A 15511-nucleotide genomic window follows, 5' to 3' on the forward strand; every position below is an offset into this window, starting at 1 on the left:
ACGGTCTCAATTTTGGAGAGCCATGTGCCCGATCCCAACGACCCCAGCCTCCGCTCCTTCATCGAAATCGATCCCGTCTCGGACTTCCCGATCCAGAACCTGCCCTATGGCGTGTTCTCGACCGCGGCCAATCCCTCGCCGCGGGTCGGCGTCGCCATCGGAAACTACGTGCTCGATCTCTGGGAGCTCGAGCAGGATTCGCGGCTCGATGTCGGTCCGCTCGGCGTGTTCTCCGGACCCTCGCTCAATCCCTTCATGGCACTCGGGCCAAAGATCTGGAGCAAAACTCGGGCGCGGATCAGCGAGCTGTTGCGGCACGATCATCCGGAGCTGCGCGACAACGACGAGCTGCGCAGCCAGGCGTTGGTGCCGATGCACGAGGCAAAGCTGCATCTGCCGTTCGCGGTCTCCGGCTACACCGATTTCTATTCCTCGAAAGAACACGCCACCAATGTCGGCGTGATGTTCCGCGGCAAGGACAATGCGCTGCAGCCGAACTGGCTGCACATGCCGATCGCCTATAACGGACGCGCATCCACCGTCGTGGTGTCAGGCACCAAGGTGAAGCGGCCGCGCGGGCAGCTGAAGCCGCCGAATGTCGACGTGCCGAGCTTTGGTCCGTGCAAGCGGCTCGATTTCGAGCTGGAGATGGGCGTCGTGATCGGGCAACCGTCGCCGATGGGCGGCATGCTCACCGAAGCTCAGGCCGAGGAGATGATCTTCGGATTCGTGCTGCTCAACGACTGGAGCGCGCGGGATATCCAGCAATGGGAATATGTGCCGCTCGGGCCGTTCCTGGCCAAGGCGTTCGCGACCTCGATCAGCCCGTGGGTGGTGACGCGCGAGGCGCTGGAGCCGTTCCGGCTCAAGGGGCCCGAGCAGGAGCCGGTGCCGCTGGATTATCTGAAGCAGGCGAAGCCTCAGAACTACGATATCGCGCTCGACGTCTCCTTGCGCGCCGCCGGCGCCAATGCGGCCGCCGGCATCAGCCGCACCAATTTCAGATACATGTACTGGTCCTCGGTGCAGCAGCTGATGCACCACGCCTCCTCGGGCTGCGCCATGAATGTCGGCGATCTCCTCGGCAGCGGCACCATCTCCGGGCCCGAGAAGAACCAGCGCGGCAGCCTCTTGGAGATCAGCTGGAACGGCACCGAACCGGTGGAGTTGCCCGGCGGCAAGCGTACGTTCCTCGAAGATGGCGACAGTCTCGTGATGCGCGGCTGGTGCCAGGGCAACGGCTATCGCGTCGGCTTCGGCGAGGTCGAGGGGACGATCTTGCCGGCGGAGTAGGCTTCGCCCTCGCTCCGACCTCCGTCATTGCGAGGAGCTCTTGCGACGAAGCAATCCAGGCTGTCAACGCGACGACAGTCTGGATTGCTTCGCTGCGCTCGCAATGACGGCGCGGAGAGAGCTTATCGCTTCTCCGGCGGCACGTCCTTGACCCGCGCGCAGTGCGCGGCAACGTCCTCCTGGCTGTACTTCAGATGCACGCGTTTGTCGGATGGCGCCTGCTTGGTCGTGCACACGCCCGGCCGCCATTCCCGCGTCGGACGGATCGGGCGCGGTGCGAAGCCGCCGCCGCAATTCGGGCAGACGTTAGACAGTTTTGTCTCGACGCAATCCGCGCAAAACGTGCATTCATAGGAACAGATCCGCGCGTTCGTTGCATCAGGCGGCAGGTCGCGGTCGCAATATTCGCAGTTCGGTCGAAGCTGAAGGGCCATGGTCGGATCTCCGCGAATGGACTCGATCATCGCAGATCGCGCGCGCAGCGCGAATGGCGTAGTTCCCTCGATTTCAGCCAGTCTTCAAATCCTTCAGCGGCAGCTTCGAGCTTTCCTTGAGACGGTCGAGCACGATCGAGGAACGCACATGCGCCACGCTCTGATGCGGCATCAGGATATCGTTGACGAGGTTGGACAGACCCTTGAGGTCGCGCAGCACGGCTTTCAGCACGTAGTCGGCGTCGCCCGTGAGCGAATAGGCCTCCTGGATCTCGTCGATCCGGTTGACCAGCGCGCGGAAGCGCTTTGAATTATCCGGCGAGTGGGTCGCGAGCCCGACCTGGATGAAGGCGATCACGCCGAAGCCGAGCGCCTCGCTGGAGAGATCGGCGTGATAGCCTGCGATGACCTTCTCCTCCTCCAGCCGCATCCGCCGCCGCGAGCATTGCGAAGCCGAGAGACCTGCAAGCTCGGCGAGTTCCTGGTTGGTGAGGCGGCCGTCGTCCTGGAGCGCGCCCAGGATTTTGAGGTCGAAGGCATCCACTGGAATCATGCGTCATTTTTCCATTTCGTGCACAGATCGTGCATAGGATAGCGAAAACGCGTTCCATTTGCACGCTCATTGCGCGCCCCATGAAGGATAGTTCTGGCCAGCAGCAATTTGGGAGAATCGCCAATGGGTCCGTTTCCGCACGATGCACCGCCGGCCACTGTTAGCGCCGACAATCCAATGGGTACCGACGGGTTCGAATTCGTCGAATATGCGCATCCCAATCCGCAAGAGCTGCACGATCTGTTCAAGCTGATGGGCTATGCGCCGGTCGCGCGCCACAAGACCAAGAGGATCACCGTCTATCGCCAGGGCGACATCAACTATCTCGTGAATGAGGAGCCCGGCACTCACGGCTATGAGTTCGTCGCCGCGCATGGTCCTTGCGCGCCGTCGATGGCGTTCCGCGTCGTCGATGCCAAGGCGGCCTATGACCGTGCTATTGCGCTTGGTGCCGAGCCGGCTGGCGTCACATCGGCGCAGAAGACGCTGGATGTGCCCGCGATCAAGGGCATCGGCGGCAGCCTGCTTTATTTCGTCGATCGCTATGGCGCCAAGGGCTCGGCCTATGACGCCGAGTTCGAATGGCTCGGTGCGCGCGATCCGCGTCCGGTCGGCGCCGGCCTGTTCTATCTCGATCACCTCACCCACAACGTTCACCGCGGCCGCATGGATGTCTGGACCGGCTTCTACGAAAAGCTGTTCAACTTCCGCCAGATCCGTTTCTTCGACATCGAAGGCCGCGCCTCCGGCCTGTTCTCGCGCGCATTGACCAGTCCGGACGGCAAGATCCGGATTCCGATCAACGAGGACGCCGGTGATTCCGGCCAGATCGAGGAATATCTGAAGACCTATCGCGGCGAAGGCATCCAGCACATCGCCTGCGGCTGCCGCGAGATCCACGGCACCATTGAAGGCCTGCGCGCAGCCGGCCTGCCTTTCATGCCGTCGCCGCCCGCGACCTATTTCGAGAAGGTCGATGCCCGCCTGCCCAAGCACGGCGAGGACGTCGCACGCCTGCAGAAGAACGGAATCCTGATCGACGGCGAAGGCGTGGTCGACGGCGGCCAGACCAAGGTGCTGCTGCAGATCTTCTCGGCCAACGCCATCGGCCCGATCTTCTTCGAGTTCATCCAGCGCAAGGGCGATGACGGCTTTGGCGAGGGCAATTTCAAGGCGCTGTTCGAATCGATCGAGGAAGATCAGATCCGCCGCGGCGTGTTGAAGGTGGATACGGCAGCGTAGAACGCTGCCGTTCGTCCGCTCTAGCGCGCCACCGCCGCGTTCATCGCACCGTCCCGCCGCCGCGCGAGATCCTCCGGCATCCGCATCGCCATCGTGGCGAGGATGCTGACCGCGCCCATCGCGACGACGTACCAGACCCATGACAGCTTGTCGCCTGTCGTGCCGATAATCCAGGTGAACACCAGCTGCGCGGTGCCGCCAAAGAGGGTGACGCCAAGCGCGTAGGCGATCGACAGTCCGGAGGTGCGGACGATCGCGGGGAAGATCAGCGGGATGAGGATGATGCCGGCGCCGCCCGACATCGCATGGAATGCCATCAGCACCGCGGCGGTGACGACGTAGACGAGCGGCGAGCCCGACGACACCACCAGCAGCAATGCCGGATAGAACAGCAGCGTCACGATGATGCGCGGCACCACGGCGATGGTCTTCAGGCTGTATCTGTCCGCGAGCGCGCCGCCGAGCAGCGCGAAGATCGTGCCGCTCACGAAGGTGGCGAAGTTGGCCGTCATGGCCCAGCCCTGGCTGTAGTGTAGTGTGTTGATGGCGTAGGTCGCGGTGTACAGGAAGAAGTACTGGCCGATGGTCGCGCCCGAGATCAGCAGGATGCACAGCACGATCTTGCCCCAGTGGTTGGCCAGGATGTCGGACAGCACGCCGCCGACGCTGGCATGGGCCTCTTCGGCATCCAGCGTCTCGTCGAGATTCTTGCGGATGAAATAGCCGACCGGCGCGATCAGGATTCCGAGCAGGAACGGCACGCGCCAACCCCAGCTATCATTGGCGCCGGGCGTGATCAGGAAGGCGAGGCCAAGGCCGACCAGCGCGGAGAACAGGCTGCCCAGGTTCTGGCTGGCGAGCTGCCAACTGCCGAAGAAGCCTTTGCGGTGCGAGGGCGCGCTCTCGAGCAGATAAGTCGTCGCCGGTCCCATCTCGCCGCCGGTCGAAAAACCCTGCAGCAGCCGCGCCAGCACCAGCAGGACCGGGGCGAGCAGGCCGATCTGATCGTAGGTCGGCAGCAGGCCGATGATGCCGGTGCCGAGCGCCATCAGCCAGATGGTCAGCGTCATTGCCGGCTTGCGACCGTAGCGATCCGCATAAGCGCCGATGACGATGCCGCCGAGCGGTCGCGCCACGAAGCCGACGCCGAAGGTCGCAACCGTCAGCAGCAGGCTGGTGTTGGGATTGTCAGCCGGAAAGAAGGCCTTGGCGAGCCAGACCGCGAACGCCGCGTAGACGGTGAAGTCGTAGAATTCGAGCGCGTTGCCCAGTATGGCTGCGCCGACGCGCATGGTTTGGGAGGGACGCGGACGGTCAGTCTGGTTCACGGATGAGCACCTTGTGTCACTTCTGTGAAACGCGAAGTGAAGCAAAAGGTGCCTGCTGACAACCCTCAAGCGCGCCCTAGCGGCCCGCTTTCCACGCAGCCGTCACGGCGGAAATCTCGGCGCTTTCCGGCTCGCGGACCGCGGACCGGGTGCGCGAGAAGCGCGGCGCCGGCGCCGGCTGCTTCACGCCGTGGCGCTCGATGAAGACGTTGCGGGCGACCATGTGCGGATGCGCGGTCGCTTCCGACATGGTCAGAACAGGCGCGAAGCAGATGTCGGTGCCTTCCATGATATTGCACCAGTCCTCGCGCGTCTTGCTCTTGAACACGGCCTTCAGCTTCTCCTTCAGCACGGGCCAGGCCTTGGGATCCATCTGCGCGTCGAAATCGGCATCGGTCAGGCCGGCATGCTCGCGCAGCAGGGCGTAGAACTGCGGCTCGATCGAGCCGATCGACACGAAGTGGCCGCAGGCGCATTCATAGACGCCGTAGAAGTGGGCGCCGCCATCGAGGAAATTCCGGTTGCGGCCCTCGGTCCAGCGTCCGAGCGTCTTCATGTCGAAGAAGAACGACATCAGCGAGGCCGCGCCGTCGCACATCGCGGCGTCGACCACCTGACCTTTGCCGGACCTTGATGCTTCCAGCAGCGCGGCGAGCACGCCGACGACGAGATAGAGCGCGCCGCCGCCGAAATCGCCGACCAGGTTGAGCGGCGGCACCGGCGCTTCGTCAGTGCCGATCGCCGCGAGCGCGCCAGTGATGGAGATGTAGTTGATGTCGTGGCCGGCGGCGTTCGCCAGCGGGCCTTCCTGGCCCCAGCCGGTCATGCGGCCGTAGACGAGCTTTGGATTGCGCGCGAGCACGACATCAGGGCCGAGCCCGAGCCGCTCCATCACGCCAGGACGGAAACCTTCGACCAGTGCGTCGGCGCCGGCGAGCAGATCGAGCACCTGCGCGATCGCCGCCTTGTCCTTGAGGTCGAGTTCGATCAGCTTGCGGCCGCGGCCCGCCACCGACTTCATGCTCTTCTTCGCGCCGATACGATCGAGCGTGACGACTTCGGCGCCCATGTCAGCCAGCAACATGCAGGCGAAAGGGCCGGGACCGATGCCGGCGAATTCGACGATGCGGAAGCCCGCGAGCGGGCCGGAGTTGCGGACGGACGAGTCTTCTGATTTTTGCTGGGCCGGTTGATCGAGCACGTTGTTGTTTCCTCGGGTCGCGGGCGAATGCCTGATGTCAGGCCGTCGCCACGGACTTTCCTCTCTGGGGCGAGTTAATTGGCTGATTAACTCTTCTCGCCTTCACGCCAGCGAGGCAAGCGCTTTTCATGCATGGGCGCATCAAAAAAGCGGCGCGCATTGCTGCGCGCCGCGGAAGATTTGTGTTGAGACGCTGAGAGTAGGATCTCAGCCCGCAGCGGTCACCGCGCGCTGCGCCATTACCTTGACGAGGTTGGCGCGGTACTCCGCCGTGCCGTGGATGTCGGCCAGCAGATTGCTTGCCGAAATGCTCACGCTGTCAATCGCCGACGGCGACCAGTTCGCCTTCAGCGCCGCTTCGATCGCAGGGACCCGCATCACGCCGCTCTGCGACGCGCCGGTCGCGGCAACGCGCACCTCGCCCGACTTGGTCTGTGCCACGAACACCCCGGTCAGCGCGAAGCGCGAGGCCGGATGACGCATCTTCTCGTAACCCGCCTTCGCCGGAACCGGGAACGACACGGCGGTGATGATCTCGCCGTCTTCCAGCGCGGTCGTGAACAGGCCCTTGAAGAAATCCTCCGCCGCGATCGACCGCTTGTTGGTCTTCACGGTGGCGCCGAGTGCGAGCAGGGCGGCGGGGAAATCGGCGGCAGGATCGTTGTTGGCAATCGAGCCGCCGATCGTGCCGCGATAGCGTACGGCAGGGTCACCGAGCACCGAGGTGAGATGGGCGATCGCTGGAATCGCCTTCTTCACATCGGCATTGGTCATGATGTCGTAATAGGTGGTGGCGGCCTTGATGGTCAGCACGTCGCCGGAGAGCTCGACGCCCTGCAGTTCCTTGATCTTACCGAGGTCGATCACGTCCGAGGGGCTCGCGAGCCGCTGCTTCATGACCGGAAGCAAGGTCTGTCCGCCGGCAAGGAACTTCGCCTCGCTGCTCTTGCCAAACAAGCTCACGGCTTCGTCGACCGAGGAGGCGCGATGATAAGTGGTCTGGTACATCTTTGATGCTCCCTCTCAAGCCGCGTGGATCGTGCGCCACACCCGATCAGGGGTTGCGGGCATTTCCAGGTTGTTCTTTCCGATCGCATCCGTGATCGCGTTGATCACGGCCGCGGAGGCGCCGATCGCGCCGGCCTCACCGCAACCCTTGATGCCCAGCGGATTGCCCGGGCACAGCGTCGTGGTGTGGGAGAGGTTGAACGAGGGCACATCGTCGGCGCGCGGCATGGCGTAGTCCATGAACGAGGCCGTGACCGGCTGGCCGTTGGCATCGTAGATGGCGTGCTCGAGCAGTGCCTGTCCGATGCCTTGAACCAAGCCGCCATGGACCTGTCCCTCGACGATCATCGGGTTGATCAACCGGCCGAAATCGTCGGCCGCGACGAAGTTGACGAAGGAGGTCTTGCCGGTACCAGCGTCGACCTCGAGCTCGCAGATATAGGTGCCGGCCGGGAAGGTGAAGTTGGAGGGGTCGTAGAAGGCGCTCTCCTTCAGGCCCGGCTCCATCCCGTCAGGCAGATTGTGCGCGGTGTAGGCCGCGAGCGCGACCATCGGCAGCGCAATCGCCTTGTCGGTGCCCGTCACCTTGAACTCGCCGTTCTCGATGACGATGTCGGCTTCCGAGGCCTCCAGCGCATGCGCGGCGATCTTCTTGGCCTTGGCTTCCATCTTCTCCATGGCCTTCAGGATCGCGGTGAGACCGACGGCGGCCGAGCGCGAGCCGTAGGTGCCCATGCCGAACTGCACCTTGTCGGTGTCGCCATGGACGATCGAGACCTGGCTGATGGGAACACCCAGGCGCTCCGCGACGAGCTGGCAGAACGTGGTCTCGTGACCCTGGCCGTGGCTGTGCGAGCCCGTCAGGATCTCGATTGTGCCAACCGGGTTGACGCGCACTTCGGCCGACTCCCAGAGGCCGACGCCGGCGCCCAGGCTACCGACCGCCTTCGACGGCGCGATGCCGCAGGCCTCGATGTAGCAGGACACGCCGATGCCGCGCAGCTTGCCTTGCGCCTTCGCTTGCGCCTTGCGGGCGGGGAAGCCGGCATAGTCGATTGCCTTCATCGCGGCGTCGAGCGAGGCGTTAAAGTCGCCGGTGTCATAGGCCATGATCACGGGCGTCTGGTGCGGGAACTGGGTGATGAAGTTGCTCCGGCGCAACTGGGCCGGATCGACCTTGAGTTGCCGCGCCGCTGTCTCCATCATCCGTTCGACCAGATAGCTGGCCTCGGGACGGCCCGCGCCGCGATAGGCGTCGACCGGCGTGGTGTTGGTGTAAACGCCGATCACTTCGGCGTGGATCTGCGGGATGTTGTACTGGCCCGACAGCAGCGTCGCGTAGAGATAGGTCGGCACGGCCGACGAGAACAGCGACATGTAGGCGCCGAAATTGGCGTAGGTCTTGACCTTCAAGCCGGTGATCTTGTTGTTGGCGTCGAACGCCATCTCGGCATGGGTGACGTGGTCGCGGCCATGCGCGTCGGTGAGGAAGGCTTCAGTCCTGTCGCTGGTCCACTTCACGGGGCGGCCGGTCTTCTTGGAGGCCCAGAGCGCCACCATCTCTTCCGGGTAGATGTAGATCTTGGAGCCGAAGCCGCCGCCGACGTCGGGCGCGATGACGCGCAGCTTGTGCTCGGGCGCGATATTGTAGAACGCAGAGAGCACGAGCCGGGCGACATGCGGGTTCTGCGATGTCGTATAGAGCGTGTAATGCTCCTCCGCGGCGTCGTAGTCGGCGACCGCCGAGCGTGGCTCCATCGGGTTCGGCGCGAGGCGATTGTTGGTGAGGTCCATCTTCACCACATTCGCGGCCTTGGCGAAGGCAGCATCCGTCGCAGCCTCGTCACCGATCACCCAATCATAGACCTGATTGCCGGGGGCCTCGGGGTGGAGCTGCGGCGCGCCGGCCTTGATGGCGGCGTGGACGTCGGCAACGACGGGGAGTTCCTCGTAGTCGACGACGACAGCTTCCGCCGCGTCGCGCGCCAGGTTCTTGCTGTCGGCGATCACGACCGCGACGGCCTGACCGACGAAGCGCACCGTCTCCGGTGCCATCGCCGGCCATGCGCCCATTTTCATCGGGCTGCCGTCCTTGGAGGTGATGGCCCAGCCGCAGATGAGGTTGCCGACCTTGTCGTCGACGAGCTCTTGTCCGGTGAGAACGGCGACCACGCCCGGCATCTTCAGCGCGGCGGACGAATCGATCTTCTTCACCTTGGCGTGCGCGTGCGGGCTGCGGATGAAATGGGCATGGGTCATGCCCAGCAACTTGATGTCGTCAACGTACCGGCCCTTGCCGGTGATGAAACGCTTGTCTTCCTTGCGCACGACGCGCGCGCCGATGCCTTCAACACCCATGTCTGGTCCTCCCGACCGGAATTGCTATGCCTGCGCTTTCCATCGAAAGCTGCAGTGGTGATCGTTCGTTCGAGCCGGGCCCTATTCGGCCGCCTGCGAGACCTTCATGCGTCCGGCCGCATCCAGCACGGCTTTGACGATGTTGTGGTAGCCGGTGCAGCGGCAGATATTGCCCTCGAGCTCCTGACGGACCGTGCCCTCGTCGAGCTGGCCGCCATGACGTTGCACGATGTCGATCGCCGACATGATCATGCCCGGCGTGCAATAGCCGCATTGCAGGCCGTGATTGTCGCGGAAGGCGGCCTGCATCGGGTGCAGCTCGTCGCCCTTGGCGATGCCTTCGATGGTGGTGACGCTGGCGCCGTCGGCCTGGCCGGCCAGCATGGTGCAGGATTTTACCGCACGGCCGTCCAAGTGCACGACGCAGGCACCGCATTGGCTGGTGTCGCAGCCGACATGGGTTCCGGTGAGGTTGAGGTGATCGCGCAAGAGATGGACCAGCAGCGTGCGGTCCTCGACCTCGACAGCAACGGCCTTGCCGTTCACCGTCAGTTTGACTGTAGACACGTGATACCTCCCGAATGTTTGTCGTTATTCCAATTAGAGACAGCGCGAACGGAACTTTGCAACTGGGATTTTAGTCATCGCGCGTCATGGAAAGGTCATTGTGACTGTCGCCGCAGGTGCGCGATTCGGTCACGATGTTCCGTGCCGCCGCCAATGCGTGGCGTGGCCGTACAAGAAGCTTTCGAGAACGATGGCTGCTTCGTCGGTGGCTGCCGTGCTCACCTTATCGCGCGAAGCACGCCTTGGACGTCGGGCTCCTCGCGCGCCGTTTCTCCCTTTGCTGCCTTGTTCGTTGTGCGAATAGGAGCACCCTTCCATGCCCGTTGTAATCGCGATCTTGGTAGTAGGTGACGGCGATCTAAGTCATTGATTTTGTTAGCTGCGATGCAGCGCGCCGCCGCCAGCTTGGGGGGCGTGGAACGGCCGTCGGCGTCGCAACACTCGAACGTCATTCCGGGGCCCGAGCGGCGCGAGGGAGCCCGGAATCCTTCGAACGGCAGGTTGGTGGATGAATGGATTCCGGGCTCGCGACTTCGTCGCGCCCCGGAATGACATCGAATGAATGAGCCGCAGCAAAGCAGCCCTAGTACTTCCTGGCGATTGATCGCACCCGCGCGCGCGCCTAGTCGAGCTGTACAAGCAACAGCCAAGGGGTGGAAGCGATGCAGATGAACGACAGTCAGCGTATCCCCGCGTCGAAAGCCGATGTGTGGGCCGCGCTCAACGATCCCGACATTCTCAGGCGCTGCATTCCCGGCTGCCAATCGCTCGAGATGGCGTCGCCGACGGAGATGGTCGCGACCGTGGTGCTGAAGGTCGGCCCGGTGAAGGCGACATTCAGCGGCAAGGTGACGCTCACGGATATCGACGCGCCCAATGGTTACCGCATCATCGGCGAAGGCGCCGGCGGCGTCGCGGGCTTTGCCAAGGGCGGTGCGAAGGTCAGGCTGGAAGAGGAATCTCCCGGCGTCACCATCCTGCACTACGAGGCCGAGGCGCAGATCGGCGGCAAGCTTGCGCAGCTCGGCTCGAGGCTGATCGATTCGACGTCGCGCAAACTCGCCGCGAACTTCTTCGAGAGTTTTGCGTCTGTGGTAGCGCCATCATCGTGATCGATGCGCAGCATCGCTGCACCCGACGATGCAAGATCGCTAGGAACTCATCCGTCGTCCCGGATCTGCACGTCGCTTCGCTCCGCTTGTCCGGGACGACGGTCGAGTCCTGTGCCTTGCAAAAATCCGAACGTCCATTTCGAGCTGTAAAACAAGCCAAAGACGCAAGCTTCAACAAGGAGATGCACAGCGAAAGTCGCCAATGATTTGCACTACTACCTTCCGCCCATACTAAGCGCTGCGCGGCGATGTTGTAATTCCGGTCGATGGTGTCGCAGACAAACTGCGCATCACGAGCGCCCAACGCGGTGCACACAACAACATCGGAGGGAATACATGACCTTTGCTACAAAGGGCTTCTTGGCCGGCATTTCGATGATTGCGATGCTGGCCGCCGCGACACCAGGCGTTCGCGCCAACGACTCCCTGATCAGGGCGCAATCCGATTCCAACCAGTGGGCCGTTGCCGGTCACGATTACGGAAACACGCGCTTCAGCCCGCTCAAGCAGATCAACACCGAGAACGCAGGCAAGCTGACGCTCGCCTACTCGTTCTCGCTGGCGTCGTTGCGCTCGAACGAATCCTCGCCGATCGTGATCGGCAACACGCTTTACGTCTCGAGCTCATGGGGTCCGAAATACGTCTACGCGCTCGATGCGGCCACCGGCACACGCAAATGGACCTATGAGCCCGACATTCCCGATGATGTGCTGCAATATGCCTGCTGCGACGTGAACAGCCGCGGCGTCTCCTATGCCGACGGCAAGATCTTCGTCGGCCGTCTCGACGGCAAGCTGACGGCGCTCGATGCGGCGACCGGCAAGGTGCTGTGGACGTCGAAGGTGGTCGATTACAAGCAGGGCTCGGTCATCACGTCGCCGCCGCTCGTCGTACGCGACAAGGTGATCACCGGTTTCGGCGGCGGCGAATATGGTGTTCGCGGTTCGCTCCAGGCCTTCGATATCAACACCGGCAAGCAGGTCTGGCAGACCTATACCGTTCCCTCGCCGGATGAGCCTGGCGGCGACAGCTGGAAGGGTGACTCGGCTCAGCATGGCGGTGGTGCCGCCTGGCTGGTCGGCTCCTACGATGCGAAGAGCGACACGGTCTATTGGGGCACCAGCAATCCCGGCCCGTGGAACACTGCGGTGCGCTCGACCGGCGACGGCAATTTCGGCAAGCTGACCAACCTGTACACCGCCTCGACGCTCGCACTCGATCCCAACACCGGCAAGATCAAGTGGCACATCCAGACCACGCCCGCCGATGCCTGGGACTATGACGGCGTCAACGAGGCGGTGCTTGCGGATCTCAAGATCGGCGGCAGCACCGTTCCGGCGCTGATGAAGGCGGATCGCAACGGCTACTTCTTCGTCGCCAATCGCGAGACCGGCAAGGTGCTGTCGGCGGAGAAATACGTGTTCTCCAACTGGGCCAAGAAGTGGGACATCGCGACGATGCGCGCGGTCGAGGATCCCGACAAGCGGCCGGGGCCGGGTCATCCTGCCAAGGATATCTGCCCGAACCTGATTGGCGGCAAGAACTGGCAGCCGATGTCGTTCAACCCGCAGACCGGCCTCGTCTACATCCCGTCCAACAATGTCTGCATGGACTGGTCGGTCGGCGACGTCTCCTACAAGCGCGGCGTGTTCTATCTCGGCGCCGAATTCCCGACCAAGGAGGGCCCCGGCGGATTCCTCGGCGAGCTCGTGGCCTGGGACCCGGTGGCGCAGAAGAAGGTCTGGTCGATCAAGGAAGACCTGCCGTTCAACGGCGGCACGCTGACCACCGGCGGCGGCCTCGTGTTTGCCGGCAACATCCATGGCGACTTCCGGGCCATCGATGCGAAATCCGGCAAGGTGCTGTGGAGCAAGAATCTCGGCTCCGGCATCGGTGCGGGCCCGGTGACCTATCAGGTCGACGGCAAGCAATACGTGGCCATCGTCGTCGGCCGCACGGCTTCGCTACCGGCGTTCCTGGGCGACGTGGGCAAGAAGATGACGGCCGCAGCTCCCGAGGGCGGTTCGCTCTTCGTGTTCTCCGTCCAGTGACCACTCGCGCGCGTATCTTTCAGAGGTGACGAGATACGCGCGCGCTTTTTCCAGACGATCGTTGCGGCTCGGCTGATGCGCGCCGCAACGCCTGGAGCATGATCCGGAAAAGTGCGCAGCGGTTTCCCGAATAGGTCATGCTCAAAACAACAACCTAAAGCGCGATGACGATTCACCCTGATCTCATCGCGCTTCGGTCCAACAATTCCCAACTGCGGGAGATGAGGATGCGTCCGAATCATCTTGGAAGTGGCAAGACGCGAAACCGTAGCATTGCCGGGCTCGTCGCATGGGCCGCCGCGTCCGCGATGGTCGCACCTGTTATCACGGCTCACGCCGACGAGGCGCAGCAGCCGCTTCGTCTCTGCGCTGATCCGACCAATCTTCCGTTCTCCAGCGATAGTCCGTCGCAGCCGGGCTTCTATGTCGAGATCGGGCAGGCCCTGGCGCAGGCGCTCGGCCGGCCGATCACCTATGATTGGTACAAATCCTATTTCGGCAAGCGCACCGTGCGCGTCACGCTGCTCGGCAAGCAATGCGACGCCATGATCGGGCTGCCGCGGTCCGAGGACTTCATGGGACCGGCCGTGATCTTCTCCAGCCCGTTCGCGAAGGAAGGCTATGCCCTCGTGGCCGCGAAGGGCCCGGCGCTCGGCGGCATCGACGGCCTCAGGGGCAAGCGGGTCGCCGTGCAGTACGCCAGCACGCCGCAAAACCTGCTCGCGAGCCGCGACGACGTCCAAATGGTGACCGTGCTGTCACCGGAGGAGGGTATGCAGGCGCTCGACCAGGGCAAGGCCGACGTCGCCTTCATCTGGGGGCCGGTTGCCGGCTGGCTGAACAAGACCGGCTACAATGACCGCTACCAGATTGAGCTCACCGAGGGCGAAGGCCTGTCATGGGATGCGGCCATCGGCTTCGCGAAGACGTCCACTGAGCTTCGTGATCGCGTCGATGCTGTCTTGCCACAGCTTCAACGGACGATCGGCGAACTCGCGGTGAAATACGGCTTGCCGAGCGGCAAGCCGGTTCGCTTCGGCGTGAACGGAGCGGTGCCTGCGGGAACAACGACTGGCATGGGAAGCGGAGCCCAGACCGGCGTTCACGTCACTGAGATCGCCAAGGTCGCCGCGACCGAGATCAAGGGCGATGCGGCTGCGCCAGCCGCCGAGGCGGTCGGTGCGGGCAAGGAAATCTTCAATGGAACTTGCGCGCATTGTCACGGCCCCGACGCGATCCAGAGCGAGCGGAAGATCGACCTGCGGCTGCTGCGTCACCGCTACGGCGACGACATGCGCCAGACATTCTGGACGACCGTGCATGAAGGACGGCCGACCAAGGGCATGCCGGCCTGGAAAGAGGTCTTCACCGACGACCAGTTCGACAACATTTATTCCTTCCTGCTGACGGTCCAGACCGAATCCAACGACTGAACGATCTTGACCAAACGCGATCGGGAGGATGTGCTAGCTTCCGTCCGGCATCATCCAGGCGCCGGACGGGTGCCGCATCGATATGTCGCTTCCGCTCTCGCGGAGGATGCCTGTGCGGCGCGATCCTGGGAAGGCGCCATGACCAGCTTCCTGATCATCGACGATCATCCGCTGTTTCGCGAAGCGCTCGGCAATGCCGTGCGGCTGGCCTTGCCGGAGGCGCGGATCTTCGAGGCGATGTCGATCGAGGACGCGCTGCATATCCTGTTGGCCGAGCAGGGCATCGACCTCGCCCTGCTCGATCTGTCACTGCCCGATGCGACCGGTTTCTCCGGCTTTCTGCGTTTGCGCGAGGCCTATCCGCGCCTGCCCGTCGCCATCGTGTCGAGCGAGGAGGACCAGCACATCGTTCGTGAGGCGCTCGCGCTGGGAGCCGCCGGCTATCTTCCGAAGTCGACGTCGAAGCGTGAGCTCGCGCAATCGATCGAGGGCGTGCTCAGCGGCTCGGTGTCGGTGCCGAAGGATTTCGTGGCGGGGCCGCGGCTGCGCCGGGCCGACGCCAGCAAGGCGCTCGAGGTCAAGCTGCGCGAGCTCACGCCGCAGCAGCTGCGCGTGCTTGATCTGCTGCGTCGAGGCTTCCCGAACCGGCAGATCGCGCAGGAGCTTGCGCTGGCCGAATCCACGGTCAAAGCGCACATCACCGAGATTCTGCGCAAGCTCGGGCTGTTCAGCCGCAACAAGGCGGTCATCGAGATCGGCAAGATGGACCTGCCCGATCCCAAGGGGCGTCCCTATGCGCGGGTCGATCGCGGGAAGCCGCAATGACGCGGTCGTCGTTCTTGACCTGGGTCAAGCCGGCCCGGCCCGGCTGGGACATTCTCACGTGAGGCAATTCAACATCCGTTCCGGTCACATCCCGGGCGAGGTTTC

General features: G+C 63.6%; 13 protein-coding genes. 6 read left to right on the forward strand and 7 right to left on the reverse strand.

Going from position 1 to position 15511, the window contains the following annotated elements:
- Positions 1-24 precede the first annotated feature (24 nt).
- Positions 25-1293 (forward strand): fumarylacetoacetase, encoded by a 1269-nt coding sequence (fahA, locus tag L6637_RS11735; protein ID WP_237870949.1) that lies wholly within the window; start codon positions 25-27, stop codon positions 1291-1293.
- Positions 1294-1415: 122 nt separating this feature from the next.
- Here fahA and L6637_RS11740 read toward each other — a convergent pair whose 3' ends face one another.
- Together L6637_RS11740 and L6637_RS11745 are read right to left on the reverse strand one after the other, a co-directional pair.
- A complete protein-coding gene (locus tag L6637_RS11740) occupies positions 1416-1727 on the reverse strand; it encodes a DUF1272 domain-containing protein (protein WP_237864310.1) in 312 nt (103 codons plus the stop codon).
- A 73-nt stretch (positions 1728-1800) separates the two neighbouring features.
- Positions 1801-2280 carry an Lrp/AsnC family transcriptional regulator gene (locus L6637_RS11745; RefSeq protein WP_237864309.1) on the reverse strand — a complete coding sequence of 160 codons (480 nt, stop codon included), beginning with the start codon at positions 2278-2280 and terminating at the stop codon, positions 1801-1803.
- A 123-nt stretch (positions 2281-2403) separates the two neighbouring features.
- Here L6637_RS11745 and hppD point away from each other — a divergent pair, with 123 nt between their 5' ends.
- Entirely contained in the window at positions 2404-3522 is a 1119-nt protein-coding gene (hppD, locus tag L6637_RS11750; protein WP_237864308.1) for a 4-hydroxyphenylpyruvate dioxygenase, read from the forward strand.
- A gap of 20 nt (positions 3523-3542) precedes the next feature.
- Here hppD and L6637_RS11755 read toward each other — a convergent pair whose 3' ends face one another.
- The 5 genes from L6637_RS11755 to L6637_RS11775 form a co-directional block, all read right to left on the reverse strand.
- Positions 3543-4850 carry an MFS transporter gene (locus tag L6637_RS11755; protein ID WP_237864307.1) on the reverse strand — a complete coding sequence of 436 codons (1308 nt, stop codon included), beginning with the start codon at positions 4848-4850 and terminating at the stop codon, positions 3543-3545.
- Positions 4851-4926: 76 nt separating this feature from the next.
- Positions 4927-6051, reverse strand: coding sequence for a CaiB/BaiF CoA transferase family protein (locus L6637_RS11760; RefSeq protein ID WP_237864306.1), 1125 nt, complete (start codon positions 6049-6051; stop codon positions 4927-4929).
- Positions 6052-6258: 207 nt separating this feature from the next.
- Complete coding sequence (locus L6637_RS11765; RefSeq protein WP_237864305.1) at positions 6259-7059, reverse strand: FAD binding domain-containing protein; 801 nt, start codon at positions 7057-7059, stop codon at positions 6259-6261.
- A gap of 15 nt (positions 7060-7074) precedes the next feature.
- Positions 7075-9417 (reverse strand): xanthine dehydrogenase family protein molybdopterin-binding subunit, encoded by a 2343-nt coding sequence (locus L6637_RS11770; protein ID WP_237864304.1) that lies wholly within the window; start codon positions 9415-9417, stop codon positions 7075-7077.
- A gap of 81 nt (positions 9418-9498) precedes the next feature.
- Positions 9499-9984, reverse strand: coding sequence for a (2Fe-2S)-binding protein (locus L6637_RS11775; RefSeq protein ID WP_237864303.1), 486 nt, complete (start codon positions 9982-9984; stop codon positions 9499-9501).
- Positions 9985-10646: 662 nt separating this feature from the next.
- On the opposite strand from L6637_RS11775, the gene L6637_RS11780 reads away from it, so the two are divergent.
- The 4 genes from L6637_RS11780 (at position 10647) to L6637_RS11795 (ending at position 15406) form a co-directional block, all read left to right on the forward strand.
- Positions 10647-11096 (forward strand): SRPBCC family protein, encoded by a 450-nt coding sequence (locus L6637_RS11780; protein ID WP_128949285.1) that lies wholly within the window; start codon positions 10647-10649, stop codon positions 11094-11096.
- A gap of 336 nt (positions 11097-11432) precedes the next feature.
- Entirely contained in the window at positions 11433-13148 is a 1716-nt protein-coding gene (locus tag L6637_RS11785; RefSeq protein WP_237864302.1) for a PQQ-dependent methanol/ethanol family dehydrogenase, read from the forward strand.
- 227 nt (positions 13149-13375) lie between these two features.
- Positions 13376-14581, forward strand: a complete 1206-nt coding sequence (locus L6637_RS11790; RefSeq protein WP_333909351.1) for a c-type cytochrome — start codon at positions 13376-13378, stop codon at positions 14579-14581.
- Positions 14582-14719: 138 nt separating this feature from the next.
- Positions 14720-15406: a response regulator gene (locus L6637_RS11795; RefSeq protein ID WP_237864300.1), complete on the forward strand. Its 687-nt coding sequence runs from the start codon at positions 14720-14722 to the stop codon at positions 15404-15406.
- Positions 15407-15511 lie beyond the last annotated feature (105 nt).

The organism is Bradyrhizobium zhengyangense (assembly GCF_022012435.1).
Taxonomy (GTDB): domain Bacteria; phylum Pseudomonadota; class Alphaproteobacteria; order Rhizobiales; family Xanthobacteraceae; genus Bradyrhizobium; species Bradyrhizobium zhengyangense.